At 69.1% G+C, this 14,914-nt stretch carries 16 protein-coding genes and 2 tRNA genes; 6 read left to right on the top strand and 12 right to left on the bottom strand.

Features of this window, described 5'->3' with window-relative positions; all coding sequences use genetic code 11:
• Window positions 1-58: 58 nt before the first annotated feature.
• From leuD to ACFSGX_RS04845, 3 genes are all read right to left on the bottom strand, one after another.
• Window positions 59-640, bottom strand: coding sequence for a 3-isopropylmalate dehydratase small subunit (leuD, locus tag ACFSGX_RS04855; protein ID WP_380927882.1), 582 nt, complete (start codon window positions 638-640; stop codon window positions 59-61).
• Window positions 637-2,076, bottom strand: coding sequence for a 3-isopropylmalate dehydratase large subunit (gene leuC / locus ACFSGX_RS04850; protein ID WP_380927881.1), 1,440 nt, complete (start codon window positions 2,074-2,076; stop codon window positions 637-639). The genes leuD and leuC overlap by 4 nt, the downstream gene beginning before the upstream one ends.
• Before the next feature lie 315 nt (window positions 2,077-2,391).
• The gene (locus ACFSGX_RS04845; protein ID WP_380927879.1) at window positions 2,392-3,687 is read right to left on the bottom strand and encodes a serine hydrolase domain-containing protein; all 1,296 of its coding nucleotides are present in this window, start codon (window positions 3,685-3,687) and stop codon (window positions 2,392-2,394) included.
• A 274-nt stretch (window positions 3,688-3,961) separates the two neighbouring features.
• Between ACFSGX_RS04845 and ACFSGX_RS04840 the strand changes: the two genes are divergently transcribed.
• Window positions 3,962-5,236 (top strand): TonB family protein, encoded by a 1,275-nt coding sequence (locus tag ACFSGX_RS04840; protein WP_380927877.1) that lies wholly within the window; start codon window positions 3,962-3,964, stop codon window positions 5,234-5,236.
• Here ACFSGX_RS04840 and arsH read toward each other — a convergent pair whose 3' ends face one another.
• The 6 genes from arsH to ACFSGX_RS04810 all read right to left on the bottom strand — a co-directional run bounded on the left by arsH (window position 5,237) and on the right by ACFSGX_RS04810 (window position 8,656).
• Window positions 5,237-5,995: an arsenical resistance protein ArsH gene (arsH, locus tag ACFSGX_RS04835; protein WP_380927876.1), complete on the bottom strand. Its 759-nt coding sequence runs from the start codon at window positions 5,993-5,995 to the stop codon at window positions 5,237-5,239. It abuts the gene before it with no gap.
• Window positions 5,995-6,318 carry a YnfA family protein gene (locus tag ACFSGX_RS04830; protein ID WP_380927874.1) on the bottom strand — a complete coding sequence of 108 codons (324 nt, stop codon included), beginning with the start codon at window positions 6,316-6,318 and terminating at the stop codon, window positions 5,995-5,997. The genes arsH and ACFSGX_RS04830 overlap by 1 nt, the downstream gene beginning before the upstream one ends.
• A complete protein-coding gene (locus tag ACFSGX_RS04825; RefSeq protein WP_380927872.1) occupies window positions 6,315-7,601 on the bottom strand; it encodes an arsenic transporter in 1,287 nt (428 codons plus the stop codon). Before ACFSGX_RS04825 ends, ACFSGX_RS04830 begins: the two co-directional genes overlap by 4 nt.
• Window positions 7,598-8,041 carry an arsenate reductase (glutaredoxin) gene (gene arsC / locus ACFSGX_RS04820; protein WP_380927871.1) on the bottom strand — a complete coding sequence of 148 codons (444 nt, stop codon included), beginning with the start codon at window positions 8,039-8,041 and terminating at the stop codon, window positions 7,598-7,600. The genes ACFSGX_RS04825 and arsC overlap by 4 nt, the downstream gene beginning before the upstream one ends.
• A gap of 13 nt (window positions 8,042-8,054) precedes the next feature.
• Window positions 8,055-8,387: an ArsR/SmtB family transcription factor gene (locus ACFSGX_RS04815; protein ID WP_380927869.1), complete on the bottom strand. Its 333-nt coding sequence runs from the start codon at window positions 8,385-8,387 to the stop codon at window positions 8,055-8,057.
• Between the two features lie 195 nt (window positions 8,388-8,582).
• Window positions 8,583-8,656, bottom strand: a tRNA-Gly gene (locus ACFSGX_RS04810).
• A gap of 143 nt (window positions 8,657-8,799) precedes the next feature.
• On the opposite strand from ACFSGX_RS04810, the gene dapB reads away from it, so the two are divergent.
• From dapB to ACFSGX_RS04795, 3 genes are all read left to right on the top strand, one after another.
• A complete protein-coding gene (gene dapB, locus ACFSGX_RS04805) occupies window positions 8,800-9,579 on the top strand; it encodes a 4-hydroxy-tetrahydrodipicolinate reductase (RefSeq protein ID WP_380927868.1) in 780 nt (259 codons plus the stop codon).
• A gap of 14 nt (window positions 9,580-9,593) precedes the next feature.
• Window positions 9,594-10,268: an endonuclease III gene (gene nth, locus ACFSGX_RS04800; RefSeq protein WP_380928246.1), complete on the top strand. Its 675-nt coding sequence runs from the start codon at window positions 9,594-9,596 to the stop codon at window positions 10,266-10,268.
• 43 nt (window positions 10,269-10,311) lie between these two features.
• Window positions 10,312-10,388, top strand: a tRNA-Arg gene (locus ACFSGX_RS04795).
• A gap of 300 nt (window positions 10,389-10,688) precedes the next feature.
• Here the strand turns inward: ACFSGX_RS04795 and ACFSGX_RS04790 are convergent.
• The 3 genes from ACFSGX_RS04790 to ACFSGX_RS04780 all read right to left on the bottom strand — a co-directional run bounded on the left by ACFSGX_RS04790 (window position 10,689) and on the right by ACFSGX_RS04780 (window position 12,978).
• A complete protein-coding gene (locus tag ACFSGX_RS04790; RefSeq protein WP_380927867.1) occupies window positions 10,689-11,339 on the bottom strand; it encodes a 3-oxoacid CoA-transferase subunit B in 651 nt (216 codons plus the stop codon).
• Entirely contained in the window at window positions 11,336-12,142 is an 807-nt protein-coding gene (locus ACFSGX_RS04785) for a 5'-nucleotidase, lipoprotein e(P4) family (RefSeq protein WP_380927866.1), read from the bottom strand. The genes ACFSGX_RS04790 and ACFSGX_RS04785 overlap by 4 nt, the downstream gene beginning before the upstream one ends.
• Window positions 12,143-12,276: 134 nt before the next feature.
• The gene (locus ACFSGX_RS04780; RefSeq protein WP_380928245.1) at window positions 12,277-12,978 is read right to left on the bottom strand and encodes a CoA transferase subunit A; all 702 of its coding nucleotides are present in this window, start codon (window positions 12,976-12,978) and stop codon (window positions 12,277-12,279) included.
• A 135-nt stretch (window positions 12,979-13,113) separates the two neighbouring features.
• Between ACFSGX_RS04780 and ACFSGX_RS04775 the strand changes: the two genes are divergently transcribed.
• Both ACFSGX_RS04775 and ACFSGX_RS04770 read left to right on the top strand, forming a co-directional pair.
• Complete coding sequence (locus ACFSGX_RS04775; RefSeq protein WP_380927864.1) at window positions 13,114-14,553, top strand: NAD-dependent succinate-semialdehyde dehydrogenase; 1,440 nt, start codon at window positions 13,114-13,116, stop codon at window positions 14,551-14,553.
• A gap of 120 nt (window positions 14,554-14,673) precedes the next feature.
• Window positions 14,674-14,862 carry a hypothetical protein gene (locus ACFSGX_RS04770; RefSeq protein ID WP_157175231.1) on the top strand — a complete coding sequence of 63 codons (189 nt, stop codon included), beginning with the start codon at window positions 14,674-14,676 and terminating at the stop codon, window positions 14,860-14,862.
• Window positions 14,863-14,914: the final 52 nt, after the last annotated feature.

Here is a 14,914-nt window from a genome sequence, read left to right as displayed (position 1 = left end):
CTCCCTGTCCGTATCGCCCCTCAACGGACGACACGGACGGACGTTCAGACGGCCGCGCTCAAACCCAGCCGCGCTCCGCGCCCACCTTCGCCTCATAGGCGGAGATCGCGTCACCCTGCGCCATCGTCAGGCCGATCTCGTCGAGCCCGTGCATCAGGCAGTCGCGCCGGAACGGGTCGATCGTGAAGCTGTAGCGGTCCTGGTACGGCGTCGTCACGGTGCAGCTTTCCAGGTCCACCGTCACCGGCAGCCCCTCCGCCGCGACCACCATCAGCCGGTCGACCGCATCCTGCGGCAGGACCACCGGCACGATCCCGTTCTTCACCGCATTGCCGGAAAAGATGTCGGAATAGGACGGCGCGATCACCGCCTGCACGCCCATGTCGCCCAGAGCCCAGGCCGCATGTTCGCGGCTCGATCCGCACCCGAAATTGTCACCCGCGATCAGCACCGGCGCGCCCACGTAGCGCGGGTCGTCGAACACGTTGCCCGGCTCGCGCCGCACCACCTCGAACGCGCCGCGGCCCAGGCCCGACCGGCTGATCGTCTTCAGATAATGCGCCGGGATGATGACGTCGGTGTCGACATTCTTCCGCCCGAACGGGATCGCGCGCCCCTCCACCTTCACCACCGGCTTCATGCGTTCGCTCCCATCAGTTCGCGGACGTCGGTCAACCGCCCCGTCACCGCCGCCGCCGCCGCCATCGCGGGGGACAGCAGATGCGTCCGCGCGCCCGGCCCCTGCCGCCCGACGAAGTTCCGGTTGCTTGTCGACGCGCACCGCATCCCCGGCGGCACCTTGTCCGGGTTCATCGCCAGGCACATCGAACAGCCCGGCTCGCGCCATTCGAAGCCCGCCTCCACGAACACGCGGTCCAGCCCCTCCGCCTCCGCCTGCCGCTTCACCAGCCCCGACCCCGGCACGACCAGCGCCTGCGCGACACCCGGCGCGACATGCCGCCCGCGGACCACATCGGCCGCGGCGCGCAGGTCCTCGATCCGGCTGTTCGTGCAACTGCCGATGAACACCATGTCGACGCCGACATCCTGCATCCGCGTGCCCGGTACCAGGCCCATATAGTCGAGCGACTTCTGCGCCGCGGCCTGCTTCGACGGATCGGCAAAGCTCATCGGATCGGGCACCACGCCCGTGATCGGCACCACATCCTCCGGGCTCGTCCCCCAGGTCAGGCTCGGCGCGATCTCGCCCGCGTCGATCACCACCACCTTGTCGTATGCCGCGCCCGGATCGGTCGCCAGCGTCCGCCACCACGCGACCGCCGCGTCCCACTGCTCGCCCACCGGCGCCATCGGCCGCCCCTTGAGGTACGCGAATGTCGTCTCGTCCGGCGCCACCAGCCCGGCGCGCGCACCTGCCTCGATCGACATGTTGGCGACGGTCAGCCGCCCCTCGATCGACATCTCGCGGAACACGTTGCCGGTATATTCGATCACATGGCCGGTCCCGCCGGCCGCGCCGATCCGCCCGATGATGTGCAGGATTACGTCCTTCGGCGTCACGCCCGCGCCCAGCACGCCGTCGACGCGCACCTCCATCGACTGCGACCGTTGCAGCAGCAGCGTCTGCGTGGCGAGCACATGCTCCACCTCCGACGTACCGATCCCGAACGCCAGCGCCCCCAGTGCGCCGTGACTGGCGGTATGGCTGTCGCCGCACACCACCGTCGTGCCCGGCAGGGTGAAGCCCTGTTCCGGCCCCACGACATGCACGATTCCCTGCTCGGCGGCGACCGCATCGATATAGCGAATGCCGGCCGCCGGCGCGTTGCGGGCCAGCGCCTCCAGCTGCGCCGCCGACTCCAGGTCCGCGATCGGCAACCGCGCGCCCTGCGCATCCACCCGCCGCGTCGTCGGCAGATTATGGTCCGGCACCGCCAGCGTCAGGTCCGGCCGCCGCACCGTCCGACCCGCCACGCGCAGCCCCTCGAACGCCTGCGGGCTCGTCACCTCATGCACTAGATGCCGGTCGATATAGATCAGCGCGGTACCGTCCTCGCGCGTATCGACGACATGCGCGTCCCAGATCTTGGCATACAGCGTCTTCGGTTCGGTCATCGCGGGGGCCTCACAGCTATCGCGGGCGCCCTACACCCGCGACCCCGCGAAGGCAAAGCGGGGGCAACGGAACGTCGTGCAGGGCCGTCCTTTGAACGCCAAAACCAGCCTTAAATATTGGTCACAGTTCTTAAGCCCCTCTCCTTCAGGGGAGGGGTTGGGGTGGGGCTGACCTCGTCAAGCAAACAACGTTGCAGGGGAGGCTCGGTAGCCCCCACCCCAACCCAGTGTCAGGTCGGTCAGGCCCCTGGCCTGACCTGAACCGCAAAGCGGTTCACCTGACACTCCTAAAGGAGAGGGGCTAAGAAAAAGACGCTACTTCCCAAGCTCCAGATAATCCGTCGCCGGCAGCCCATACAACGCGTCGAACAGCTCAAGCGGCAACCCCACCGGCCGCGGGCTCTCGCTGTTCCACAACATCGCGATCCCGACCTTCTCCACCGGATCGAACAGGATCAGCGACCGGTATCCCGACACCGCCCCGCGATGCCCGACCAGCAAATGCCCCGCCAACCGGTGGTTGCGCCAGCCCAGCGCATAGCGCCCATCTGTCATCGCCCGGTCGAACGTCCCCTGCCGCCCGCGCGGCACCTTGATCCGCGCGCGGTGCAGGTTGTCGAGCAGCGCCTGCGGCAACACCCGCGGGCTCCCGCCCATCTGCGCCTTCAGCCATAGCGCCAGGTCGCCGATCGAGCTGTTCACGCCGCCCGCCGCCGGCACCCTGTAATAGGGTTCCTGCACGGTCAGCACGCGCGACCCCTTCGTCGGCCGCGCCCAGCTCGCCGCCCCCGTCAGCCCCGCCCGCCCGATCGACGCGTTCACCATGCCCAGCGGCCCGAACAGCATCGACTGCACCGTCGTCGCATAACTCCGCCCGGTCACTGCGCGGACGATCTCGGTCACCGTATCGAACGCGATATTCTGGTACGCGAAACACGCGCCCGGCGAACAGATCGACGACAGCCCGGCATACAGCCCGCGAATGTACGCCGGGTCCATCCCCTCCTCCAGCTTGTCGTCATATGCGTTCTTGACGATCCCCAGCCGGTGCGACAGCACGTCCTCGATCGTCGCGAACCGCTCCTTGCCGCCCGGCAGCCGCAACGACGTGCGGTACCGCGTCACCGGAGATGCCAACGACAGCTTCTTCTCCGCCGCCAGCTTCTCCATCGTGGTCGCCGCCACCGTCTTGGACAGCGAGGCCCAGCGGAACACCGTGCGCGACGTCACCGGATCGCCCGCCGCACCCGGCTCGGTCCGGCCATATCCCTTCACGAACGTGACGCGTGATCCCTCGACCACCGCGACGCCCAGGCCGCTCATCCCCGGCGTCCGCATCAGCCCTTCGATCCGCCGGTCGAGTTGTGCGTAATCGACCCGGTGGTGCGCGCTCGCCGCGTCCGCGATCCGCCCCCCGGCATCCGCGACGGACGCCGGCAGCACCGCCGCCGCACCCGGCTGCGCATTGGGTTTCTCGGTCGCCGACCCGCCCTGCCAGCCGGCCACCGCCGTCACGCCGATCAGCAACGCCGCACCCGCCAGCGCCGCGCTCGGGCCGACCGGTTTGCCCTTCGGCCGCGACGTCGGCCATGTCAGTCTGCGAAATCTCATCGCGCTGCTCTAACCCCCGCCGCCACTCCGCAAAAGCTCCGCCCGCCGCGCAAACCGCTCCCCCTGGCGGGCCCACCCCGCCGTCCGGACCAGCGCCGGGGGACGGCGGCAAGCGCATGACCACATCGCATCGACGCCCTTTCCGGATGAACCACAGCACTGTCAAATAATCGTAACATGGATTTACTTCGGTGCAGGCGACATTCCACTTCCGACGGCGTCCGCGCTGCGCTATGTCCTGGTAATCGCCTACAAATGGCGGCGGAGATGGACGATGCAGTTCACGGCCCTGATCCTTCTGCTTGCGACAACCGCTGCGGCGGTGCAGCCGGCACCGACCCCGGCGGTCCGATCCGCGCCACCGGCGGCTGAGTTCACGGTCCCGACGCAAGGCCCACCCACCGACCTCAGCCAGCACGTCGCCGGCTGGCGCTACGCCGAGGCGCCGAAGACACCCAGGACCGAGGATGTGGTCAGCTTCGTCCCCGGCCCGGTCCGCTGCGGGACGGACATCGTCGCGCCCGATCGCGTCGTCCGGCCGTACGAAACCAGCACGGTCCGCTACGCCCCGCCGCCCGGCCCGCCCTCCGGCACCACGCAGCCGGGTTTCGTATGGCCACCCAAGACGAACCCGCGCGTGCTCGACTTCACGATCGACGCCGCCGGTCGCCCCACCGCGATCCGCCAGCGCCCCGGTCCTGCGGAATACGGCATGTTCGTCGACACCAGCGACCTCGCCCCCGCCCTGTCGGGCTGGCGTTTCCGCCCCGGCGCGGCGCGCACGGGTTGCAGCATCGGCTTCACGGTGCAGCCCGTGCCGATCGATCGGGCGCCCGCCGCGTTGCTGGCGCGCCTCCTGTCCGGGCCGATGATCGGGTCCGCCGGCAAGGCCGCGTTCGATCGTCTGAAACCGGTCGGATCGACCTGTTACGAAGGCGGCCGTCCGAACGTCCGGAGCACCAACTTCCCGTCGTTCGAACGCTTCGTCGAACCGAACGGCGACTGGAACTTCAGCTATTTCCAGCACGACATCGACGCGGCCGGCCGCCCGTCCAAGATCCGGCTGATCGCGTCCAGCGGCAATAACGGCTTCGATGCCGCCGCCCGCGCCGCGCTCGCGCTCAACCGCTACGAACCCGGCGCGCGCACCGGATGCCTGTTCCAATATCATACGAACAGCGCACCGATGGCGCCCGCGCCACGCCCGGCCGTGCCGGTGGCGACGAAGGGCCCCGAATGCCCGGTCGACCTGCAGCAGGTCATGACATTGCCGCCCGGCCGCCCGTTCCCGACGCCCTTCGCCAGGCGCCGCATCGGCGGCGTTGCGACCGTGCGGTTCGACGTCGCCTCCTGGGGCCAGACCGGCAACGTCCAGGTCGTCGCCGCCGAACCGGCCGATGCGTTCGGCGAAACCGCCCGCTCGATGATCCAGCGCGCCACCGTCGCGCCCAGTCCGAACGGCTATCGCGGCTGCGTCACCACCGTCCGCTTCGCCCTCCCCGGCCAGCGCACCGCCGCCGGGGAAGACGAGGCGCAGGCCCCAAGCTGATCAGCCCGCTTTAGTCTTCCCCGACGACACCGCGATACTCGACAGGTCTGTGGCCACGTCGATCGGCACACCGGCCGCCTTCCGCTCGGAATAACGATCGACGAGCTGGACTGCGTGCGGGCGCAGCAGGACGGTGAAGCGCACCAGTTCCTCCATCACGTCGACGATCCGGTCATAGTAGGCCGACGGCTTCATCCGGTCGTCGTCGCCGAACTCCTCGAACGCCTTTGCGACGCTCGACTGGTTGGGGATCGTCACCATCCGCATCCAGCGCCCCAGCACGCGCAGCGTGTTCACGCTGTTGAACGACTGCGACCCGGCCGACACCTGCATGACCGCCAGCGTGCGGCCCTGCGTCGGGCGCATCCCGCCCATCGCGAGCGGCAGATGGTCGATCTGCAGCTTCATGATCCCGGTGATCTGGCCGTGCCGTTCCGGGCTGCACCACACCTGCCCCTCCGACCAAAGCGACAGCGCGCGCAGTTCGTGGACCGCGGGATGATCGTCGCCCGCCACCTGGTCGGGCAGCGGAAGCGTCGCGGGATCGAAGATCCGCGTCTCGCACCCGAAGAAACGCAGCAGCCGCGCCGCCTCCTCAACGCACAGCCGCGAATAGGATCGCGCGCGCAGCGATCCGTAAAGCAGCAGGATACGCGGCGGCGGATCGCCCGCCCCCAAGCCGAAAGCGGGCCGCTCGATCGCATAACGCCGATCAAGCGCCGGCAGATGATCGGGATCGGTGATCGTGCGAAGCGGCATCAGGCAGTCCTCGGTCCCAACATTATGACACAGCTGCCGACCAGGCAGAGCACGGCCCCGCCCACGTCCCAGCGATCCGGCCGCACCCCTTCGACCGCCCACAGCCAGCCCAGCGACGCGCAGATATAGATTCCGCCATAGGCCGCAAAGGCGCGACCCGCCGCATCGCTGTCCACCCGCGTCAGCAACCAGGCGAACAGCGCAAGCGACACGATGCCGGGCACCAGCCACAACGGCGACCGGCCCAGCCGCAACCACGCCCAGAACGCGAAACAGCCGCCGATCTCCGCCACCGCCGCGGCCAGATAGACGACCGCCGTCATGCCATCCCGATCCGGATCGCCAGTGCCGCCAGCGTGACCAGCAGGACCGGAACGGTCAGCGTGGCCCCGACCCGGAAATAATATCCCCAGCCGATCCGGATGCCCCTCTGGCCAAGGATATGCAGCCAGAGCAGCGTCGCGAGCGAGCCGATTGGCGTGATCTTCGGCCCCAGGTCGCACCCGATCACGTTGGCGTAGATCATCGCCTCGCGCACCGCGCCGGTGGCATGGGTCGCCTCGATCGACAGCGCCCCCACCAGAACGGTCGGCATGTTGTTCATCACCGACGACAGCAGCGCGGCGATGATCCCGGTGCCGAACGCCGCGCCCCACACGCCGCCCTGCGCCGTGCGGTCGAGCAGGACGGCCAGATGATCGGTCAGCCCCGCATTACGCAGGCCGTAGACGACCAGATACATGCCCAGCGAGAAGATCACGACCTGCCACGGCGCGCCGCTCAGCACCCGGCGCGTCTCGATGACCCGCCCGCGCGCCGCGATCACGATCAGCAGGACCGCACCGGCTGCCGCGACCACGCTGACCGGCACGCCGATCGGTTCGAGCACGACGAACCCGACGAGCAGCAGCGCCAGCACGATCCAGCCCGCCCGGAACGTGGCCGGATCGCGGATCGCCTGCGCCGGCGTGCGGAGCTGCCCCACATCATATCCGGCCGGTATGTCGCGGCGGAAGAACAGCAGCAGCACGACCAGCGTCGCGGCGATCGACGCCAGATCGACCGGCACCATGACCGCGGCATAGTCCGCGAAGCCGATCCGGAAGAAGTCGGCCGACACGATGTTGACCAGGTTGGACACGATCAGCGGCAGGCTGGCGGTATCGGCGACGAACCCCGCCGCCATGACGAACGCCAGCGTCGCCCGGTCCCTGTACCCCAGCGCCCGCAGCATCGCGATGACGATCGGCGTCAGGATCAGCGCCGCGCCATCGTTCGCGAACAGCGCCGACACCGCAGCACCCAGCAGCACGATCAGCACGAACAGCCGCCGGCCATGCCCGCCGCCCCAGCGCGCGACGTGCAACGCCGCCCACTCGAAAAACCCCGCTTCGTCGAGCAGCAGGCTGACGATGATGATCGCGACGAACGTCGCCGTCGCGTTCCACACGATGCCCCACACCGTCGGAATGTCGCCCAGCGACACGACGCCGAGCAGCAGCGCCACCGCCGCCCCGCCCATCGCGCTCCACCCGATGCCGAGCCCGCGCGGCTGCCAGATGACGAGCGCGATGGTGACCGCGAAGATGGCGAGCGCCAGGATCATCCGGCGACGCGCCGACCTCTTTCGTCCACCACCTGCGCGCCGTCTTCCTTGGCGAAGGCGCCGCGCTGCGGTTCCGGCAACAGGTCGAGCACCGCTTCGGACGGCCGGCACAGCTTCACGCCCAATGGCGACACGACCAGCGGGCGATTGATCAGGATCGGGTGCGCCATCATCGCATCGACCAGCGCATCGTCGGACAGGCTCGCCTCGCCCAGCTCCAGCTCGGCATAGGGCGTCCCCTTCTCGCGCAGCAGATCGCGCGCGGTGATGCCCGCCCGCTCGATCAACGCCACCAGCAGCGCGCGCGACGGCGGCGTCTTGAGATATTCGACGACATGCGGCTCGATGCCGGCATTGCGGATCAGGCCCAGCACGTTGCGCGACGTGCCACACGCTGGGTTGTGATAGATCACGATATCGACGGCCGGCACCTTCGCCATGTTGGGCATCCTTTCAACAGCAGGGAGACAGTTCGGCGAGCAGCGGCGCGCACAGCTCGGGCGCCCCCGCGCAGCAATCCCGGACAAGAAACAGCGTCAGCGCGCGCAACCCGTCCAGATCGGCGCGGTAGACGATCGATCGCCCGCGGCGCTCCGACCGCACGACACCGGCGCGGGCAAGAATCGCGAGATGCGCGGACATGGTATTCTGCGGCACGCCAAGCGACCGCGCGATCTCCCCCGCCGCCATCCCGTCCGGCTCATGCCGCACCAGCAGCCGGAACACGTCAAGCCGCGTCCCCTGCGCAAGCGCGCCCAGTGCGGCGATGGCAGTGTCCGTTTCCATATATCCAGCTTATTGGAAGTATCGACGCCTGGCAATCACCGAAACCTGTTCGGTTCGAGCCTGTCGAGAACCCCACGCAAGGCCGTTCACCGGCGCGAACCATGCGGATCTCAGGACAGCGCTACCGGGCAGCCTTTCCAAGCCGCTGGCCGTCGAAACGTCCCTGATACAGTATATCCGGTTTGAGGCCCACGATGGAGCGGGTGAAGGGAATCGAACCCTCGTCACTTGCTTGGGAAGCAAAAGCTCTACCATTGAGCTACACCCGCATACCGATCGGTACGCGTCCCGGCGGGTCGCCCCGTCGGTTCGGCGCTCATACTTTCAGTTCGCACCGACGGCAAGGTCTATCCGGGCGGCCGCACGACGATAATCCTGTTCCCGCCCCGCCGGATTTGCCATGGGATCGGGCATGACCAACCCGCCCCCCGCCGCCCCCGCCCTCCGCCTCGGCCTGCTCGGTGCCGGCGGGCGGATGGGTCAGGCGATCCAGACCGCGGCCGCCGATGCCCGCATCACCGTCGCGGGCGGCATCGGCCGCGAAGGCCCGGTCGTCGGCCCCCATGCCGATGTCGCCGCACTCGCCGCCGCCTGCGACGTCCTGATCGACTTCTCGACTCCCGCCGCCCTTGCCGCAAACCTCGCCGCCGCGACCGCCGCCGGGACACCCATCGTGATCGGCACCACCGGACTCGACCCCGCGCACCACGCCGCGATCGACGCCGCCGCGCACACCATCCCCGTGCTCCAGGCCGCCAACACCGCGCTCGGCGTCAACGTTCTCGCCTGGCTCGTCGAACAGGCCGCGGCACGGCTCGGTCCCGACTGGGACATCGAGATCGTCGAGATGCACCACCGCCACAAGCGCGACGCGCCGTCCGGCACCGCGCTCCTGCTCGGCACCGCCGCCGCCACCGGCCGCAACGAGAATCATGCGGACCTGGCCCGCACCGATCGCGCCGCCCAGCCCCCGGCCGTCCGCGAAACCGGCACGATCGGCTACGCATCGCTCCGCGGCGGCTCCGTCGCCGGCGATCACCAGGTCATCTTCGCGACCGAGGGCGAGCGGATCGAACTCGGCCACCGCGCCGAAAGCCGGGCGATCTTCGCGCGCGGTGCGGTCCGTGCGGCGGGCTGGCTCGTCGGCCGCGCGCCCGGCCGCTACGCCATGTCCGATCTGTTCGCCGACTGATGGCCATGCGCCCCATGCCGCGCGCCGACGTGTTCGAATTCTACCGCCGCCTGGCGGAGGCGGACCCCGCGCCGCAGACCGAACTCGCCTACACCAATGCCTACACGTTGCTCGTCGCCGTCGCGCTGTCCGCGCAGGCGACCGACATCGGCGTCAACAAGGCGACGCGCAAACTGTTCGCCACGGTCGACAACCCGGCCGCGATGGTGGCGCTCGGGCTCGATGCGCTCAAGGATCACATCCGCACCATCGGCCTGTTCAACACCAAGGCGAAGAACGTCATTGCACTGTCCGAACGCCTCCTCGCACTCCACGGCGGCCAGGTGCCCGCCGACCGCGAGGCGCTCGAACAGCTCCCCGGCGTCGGCCGCAAGACCGCCAACGTCGTGCTGAACGTGGCATTCGGGCACGAGACGATCGCGGTCGACACGCACATCTTCCGCGTCGGCAACCGCACCGGCCTCGCCATCGGCAAGGACGTCGTCGCGGTCGAACGCCGGCTGGAGGCGGTCACCCCCGCCCCGTTTCGCGCCCACGCGCACCACTGGCTGATCCTGCACGGCCGCTACATCTGCAAGGCGCGCACCCCGCTCTGCTGGCGCTGCCCGGTCGCCGACCTCTGCCGCTACAAGCCCAAGACCCCCGCCCCGCCGGCCCCCGCCGCGACGGTGCTCCCCGGTCTCAATTAAGGTCTATCCCCCCGCCCAGCCCTTTGCTAAGTGCCCGTCCAGCGCACCGTTAGCTCAGCTGGATAGAGCACTGCCCTCCGAAGGCAGGGGTCGGGGATTCGAATTCCTCACGGTGCACCAACCTTCTCAGACACTTCGAATGGCTTCGACCGAGGCCTACCCCGGTGCAAGTTCGGTGTGGCGACATGGGATCCGTCTCGCGCGCGACAAAGTCGTGTTCCCCGGCGAAGGCCGGGGCCTGGACGCAACTGCCCCACGAAACGGCCCGACGCGAGACTCAACCACCCCCCAACCCACCGTCATCCCGGACTTGATCCGGGATCCAGGGCCATAAACGCTGCGTCCCGCATCCTGGACCCCGGATCAAGTCCGGGGTGACGCCAAGGGAGGTAGTCAGTCTTAGGCCACAGGCTCAGGGCTCTACGCCCCAAACCTCACCCCCTCAAACGCAGCAGTCGTCTTCGCCCGAACCTCGTCCGCCGTCACGTCCGGCGCCAGCTCCACCAGCCGGAACGGCGACGCGTGGTCCGCTCGCCGGAACACGCACAGGTCGGTCACGATCATGTCCACCACGTTCCGCCCGGTCAGCGGCAGGGTGCACGTGGGTATGAACTTCGCACTGCCGTCCTTGGCGGTGTGGTCCATCACCACGATGATCTGCTTCACGCCGGCGACCAGGTCCATCGCCCCGCCCATGCCCTTCACCATCTTGCCCGGGATCATCCAGTTGGCGATGTCGCCGCCCTCCGAAACCTCCATCGCGCCCAGCACGGTCAGGTCGATATGCCCCCCGCGGATCATCGCGAAGCTGTCGGACGACGAGAAATAGCTCGACGACGGCAGCTCGCTGATCGTCTGCTTGCCCGCGTTGATCAGGTCCGCGTCGACCTCGTCCTCATACGGGAACGGCCCGATCCCCAGCATCCCGTTCTCGGACTGCAACGTCACCGTCACGCCCTCCGGAATGTTGTTGGCGACCAGCGTCGGGATGCCGATCCCCAGATTGACATAATATCCGTCGCGCAGCTCGCGCGCGGCCCGCGCCGCCATCTGATTGCGGTCCCAGCTCATTTCGCACCCTTTCTGGCGGCGGGATCGGCCCAGCGCCGGTCCACCGGAAATACATCGTCGAACGTGCCGACAAGCCCGGCGCCGTACACCGGGTTGGGCAGCATGAACCAGCCATGCCCCCAGCGCTCGCCCGCCCCCGCGGCCTGCGCCGCCGCACGCCGCACGGGCGCCGGACCCACGAACCGGTCGCTAAAATCGCCGAGCTGGTCGCCCACCATCGCGATTACGCACCAGCGTTCGGAAATCAGCCGCCGGCGCGCATCCTTGCCCGAACCGCCGCCCGCATCGCCCTTCAGGAACAGCGTCTCGCCATGCACCGCCGGCCCGAGCCCCGCACCCTCGATCGCCGCGCGGCTCTCCTCCGCGGTGGCGGCATTGCGGTTGGAATTGAAGATCACCGTCACGCCCTGCGCCCGCACCGCCGCCAGCGCATCGACTGCGCCCGGCACCGGCAACACCGCCCGCGCGCCGGTCCGCTCCCACCGCTCCCATCGCGCCGGGTCGTACGGCCGCACCGCCAGCCCGTCGGCATATTCATAGCCAAGGTTCAGCAACGCCGTCTCGTCGACATCCAGCACGATCGCCCGCGGCTTGGCGCCACACGGCCCCGCCCCCTCGACCACCGACACCGGCGCCGCCCGCGACGATGCGCGCACATAATCCGCCAGCCCCGCATAAGCCTGCCGACTGAGCGCCGCCGCCTCACCCGACCCGTACAGATACTGCATCCCCGCCGGCACCGTCACCACCGGTGCAGGCGTTGCCGCACATCCCGAGAGCGCAAGGCCAGCCAAACCGAACAACAGAAAGCCCCTCTCCTTCAGGGGAGGGGTTGGGGTGGGGGCTACCTCTTCGCGCCATCGACGTTGCAGGATTGAAGCGGTCAGCCCCACCCCAACCCCTCCCCTGAAGGAGAGGGGCTTAGAAGAAGCCCGGCTCACACCCGCTCCCGCACCGTGCGGAACTCGATCCGCTTGTCGTACGGCGCGCCCAGCACCAGCCGCTTCACATAGATCCCCGGCACATGGATCGCGTCGGGGTCCAGCGACCCGACCGGCACGATCTCCTCGACCTCCGCCACCGTCATCGACGATGCGGTCGCCATCGGCTGGTTGAAATTTCGCGCCGTCTTGCGGAAGATCAGGTTGCCCGCCTCGTCCGCCTTCCACCCCTTGATGATCGACAGGTCCGCGCGGATGCCGCGTTCCAGGACATACTCCTGCCCGTCGAACAGCTTCACTTCCTTGCCCTCGGCCACCAGCGTGCCGACGCCCGTCTTGGTGTAGAAACCCGGGATCCCCGCCCCACCCGCGCGCACGCGCTCGGCCAGCGTCCCCTGCGGACAGAATTCGACCTCCAGCTCACCGCTCAGATATTGCCGCTCGAACTCCTTGTTCTCACCGACATAGGAGGAGATCATCTTCTTGATCTGTCGCGTGCGGAGCAGCTTGCCCAGCCCCTCCCCGTCGATGCCGGCATTGTTCGACGCCACCGTCAGCCCGGTCGTGCCCGCCGCCGCGATCGCATCGATCAGCCGTTCCGGCACGCCGCACAGCCCGAACCCGCCGGCGCAGATCGTCATGCCATCGAACAGGACGCCGGACAGCGCCGCGGCCGCATCGGGATACAGCTTGTTCATCGGCGACTCTCTCCAGTTCTTCTTCTGCACCGCGGAATAGGCCGCCCGTACGACGCCGGTCAATCGGGCGCGCACACCCCGGCGTGACACCGCCGCGCGACCATGCGATTGAGCGCCAACCGCAGGAGAACCGCCATGGCGACCGCTTACGATACCAGTCTCGGCCTCTACATCGCCGGCACCTGGCGCACGGGCGAGGGGCGCGACACCCACGCCGTGCTGAACCCCGCCACCGGCGAAACGCTCGCCCAGCTGCCGCTCGCCACCGCCGCCGACCTGGACGAGGCGCTCGCCGCCGCCGACCGCGGGTTCAAGGCCTGGCGCGCCACCGCCCCCGACGCCCGCGCCGCGATCCTGCAAAAGACCGCCGCGCTCCTCCGCGAACGCGCCGACCGCACCGCGCGCATCGCCACCACCGAACAGGGCAAGATCCTGGCCGAGGCGAAGGGCGAGGTCGCATTCGCCGCCGCCCTGCTCGATTTCCACGCGGGCGAGGCGCTGCGCATCTACGGCCGCGTCCTGCCGCGCCCGGCCGGCACGCGCTCGCTCGTCCTGCACCAGCCGGTCGGCCCGGTCGCCGCCTTCTGCGCCTGGAACTTCCCGGTGATGAACGTGGTGCGCAAGATCGCCCCCGCGCTCGCCGCCGGCTGCTCGATCATCATCAAGCCGTCGGAGGAAACCGCCGGCTCCGCGGTCGAGGTGCTGCGCTGCTTCCAGGACGCCGGGCTCCCCGGCGACGTCGCGCAATGCGTGTTCGGCGTCCCCGACATGGTCTCGCGCCAGCTGCTCGCCTCGCCCGTCACGCGCAAGCTCAGCTTCACCGGATCGGTGCCGGTCGGCAAGCATCTCGCGGCGCTGGCGGCCGACACCATGATGAAGACGACGATGGAACTTGGCGGCCACGGCCCCGTCCTGGTGTTCGACGACTGCGATCTGGAAAAGACGCTCGACACGCTCGTCGCGCATAAATTCCGTAACGCCGGCCAGGTCTGCGTCGCCCCCACCCGCTTCCATGTGCAGGACGGGATCTACGACGCGTTCGCCGCCGGGTTCGCCGCCCGGACGAAGGCACTCGCGGTGGGCGACGGCATGGACGCCGCCAGCCAGATGGGCCCGATGGCCAACCCGCGCCGCCCGGACGCGATCGCCGGCCTCGTCGACGACGCACTGTCCGCCGGCGCGCGCCTGCTGGCCGGTGGCGAGCGTCGGGCCGCGGGCAACGGCTTCTTCTACCAGCCGACCGTGCTTGCCGACGTGCCGCTCGAGGCGCGCGCGATGAACGACGAACCGTTCGGCCCGGTCGCCCTCCTCCGCCCGTTCGCCACCGTCGACGATGCGATCGAACAGGCCAACCGGCTCCCCTTCGGCCTCGCGGCCTATTGCTTCACAGAAAACGGTCGCCGCCAGAACCTGCTCGGCGACGCGATCGAGGCGGGCATGGTCGCCATCAACGGCGTGCGCCTCAGCTTCCCCGACAGTCCGTTCGGCGGCATGAAGGACAGCGGCCACGGATCGGAGGACGGCCCCGAAGGCGTCCAGGCGCATCTGGTGACGAAGACCGTCCACATGTCCTGATCGGTGGACCGAAGGGGGCGTTCCCGTGTCGGCGGGAACGCCCCGATCGCGGTTAACGCGACCCCCGCGCGCAACCATGCTAGGCAAGCGCCCGAGATCGTCACGGAAAGGACCACCACCATGACTGGACGACCCGATGGCGCCCCCGGCCGCGGTGCACGGATTCTCTACGCGGTGGTCGTCGGCGTCCTGCTCCTGACGATCGCAGTCGCTGTCTTCGCCTACATCGAATCGCACCCCGCGCCCGAACGCGGCAGCGCGCAGCTTCCGGCACAGGCCGCAGAAGGCTCCGGCCTCCCCGCCCGCTGACGATCCGCACGGCATAGGCCATTTCGCCCGACCCGACGGACGCACGGTTTTC

The sequence above is a fragment of the Sphingomonas arantia genome, assembly GCF_042682045.1.
Taxonomy (GTDB): Bacteria; Pseudomonadota; Alphaproteobacteria; order Sphingomonadales; family Sphingomonadaceae; genus Sphingomonas_R; species Sphingomonas_R arantia.
This window is presented reverse-complemented; position numbering and strand designations above follow the sequence as displayed.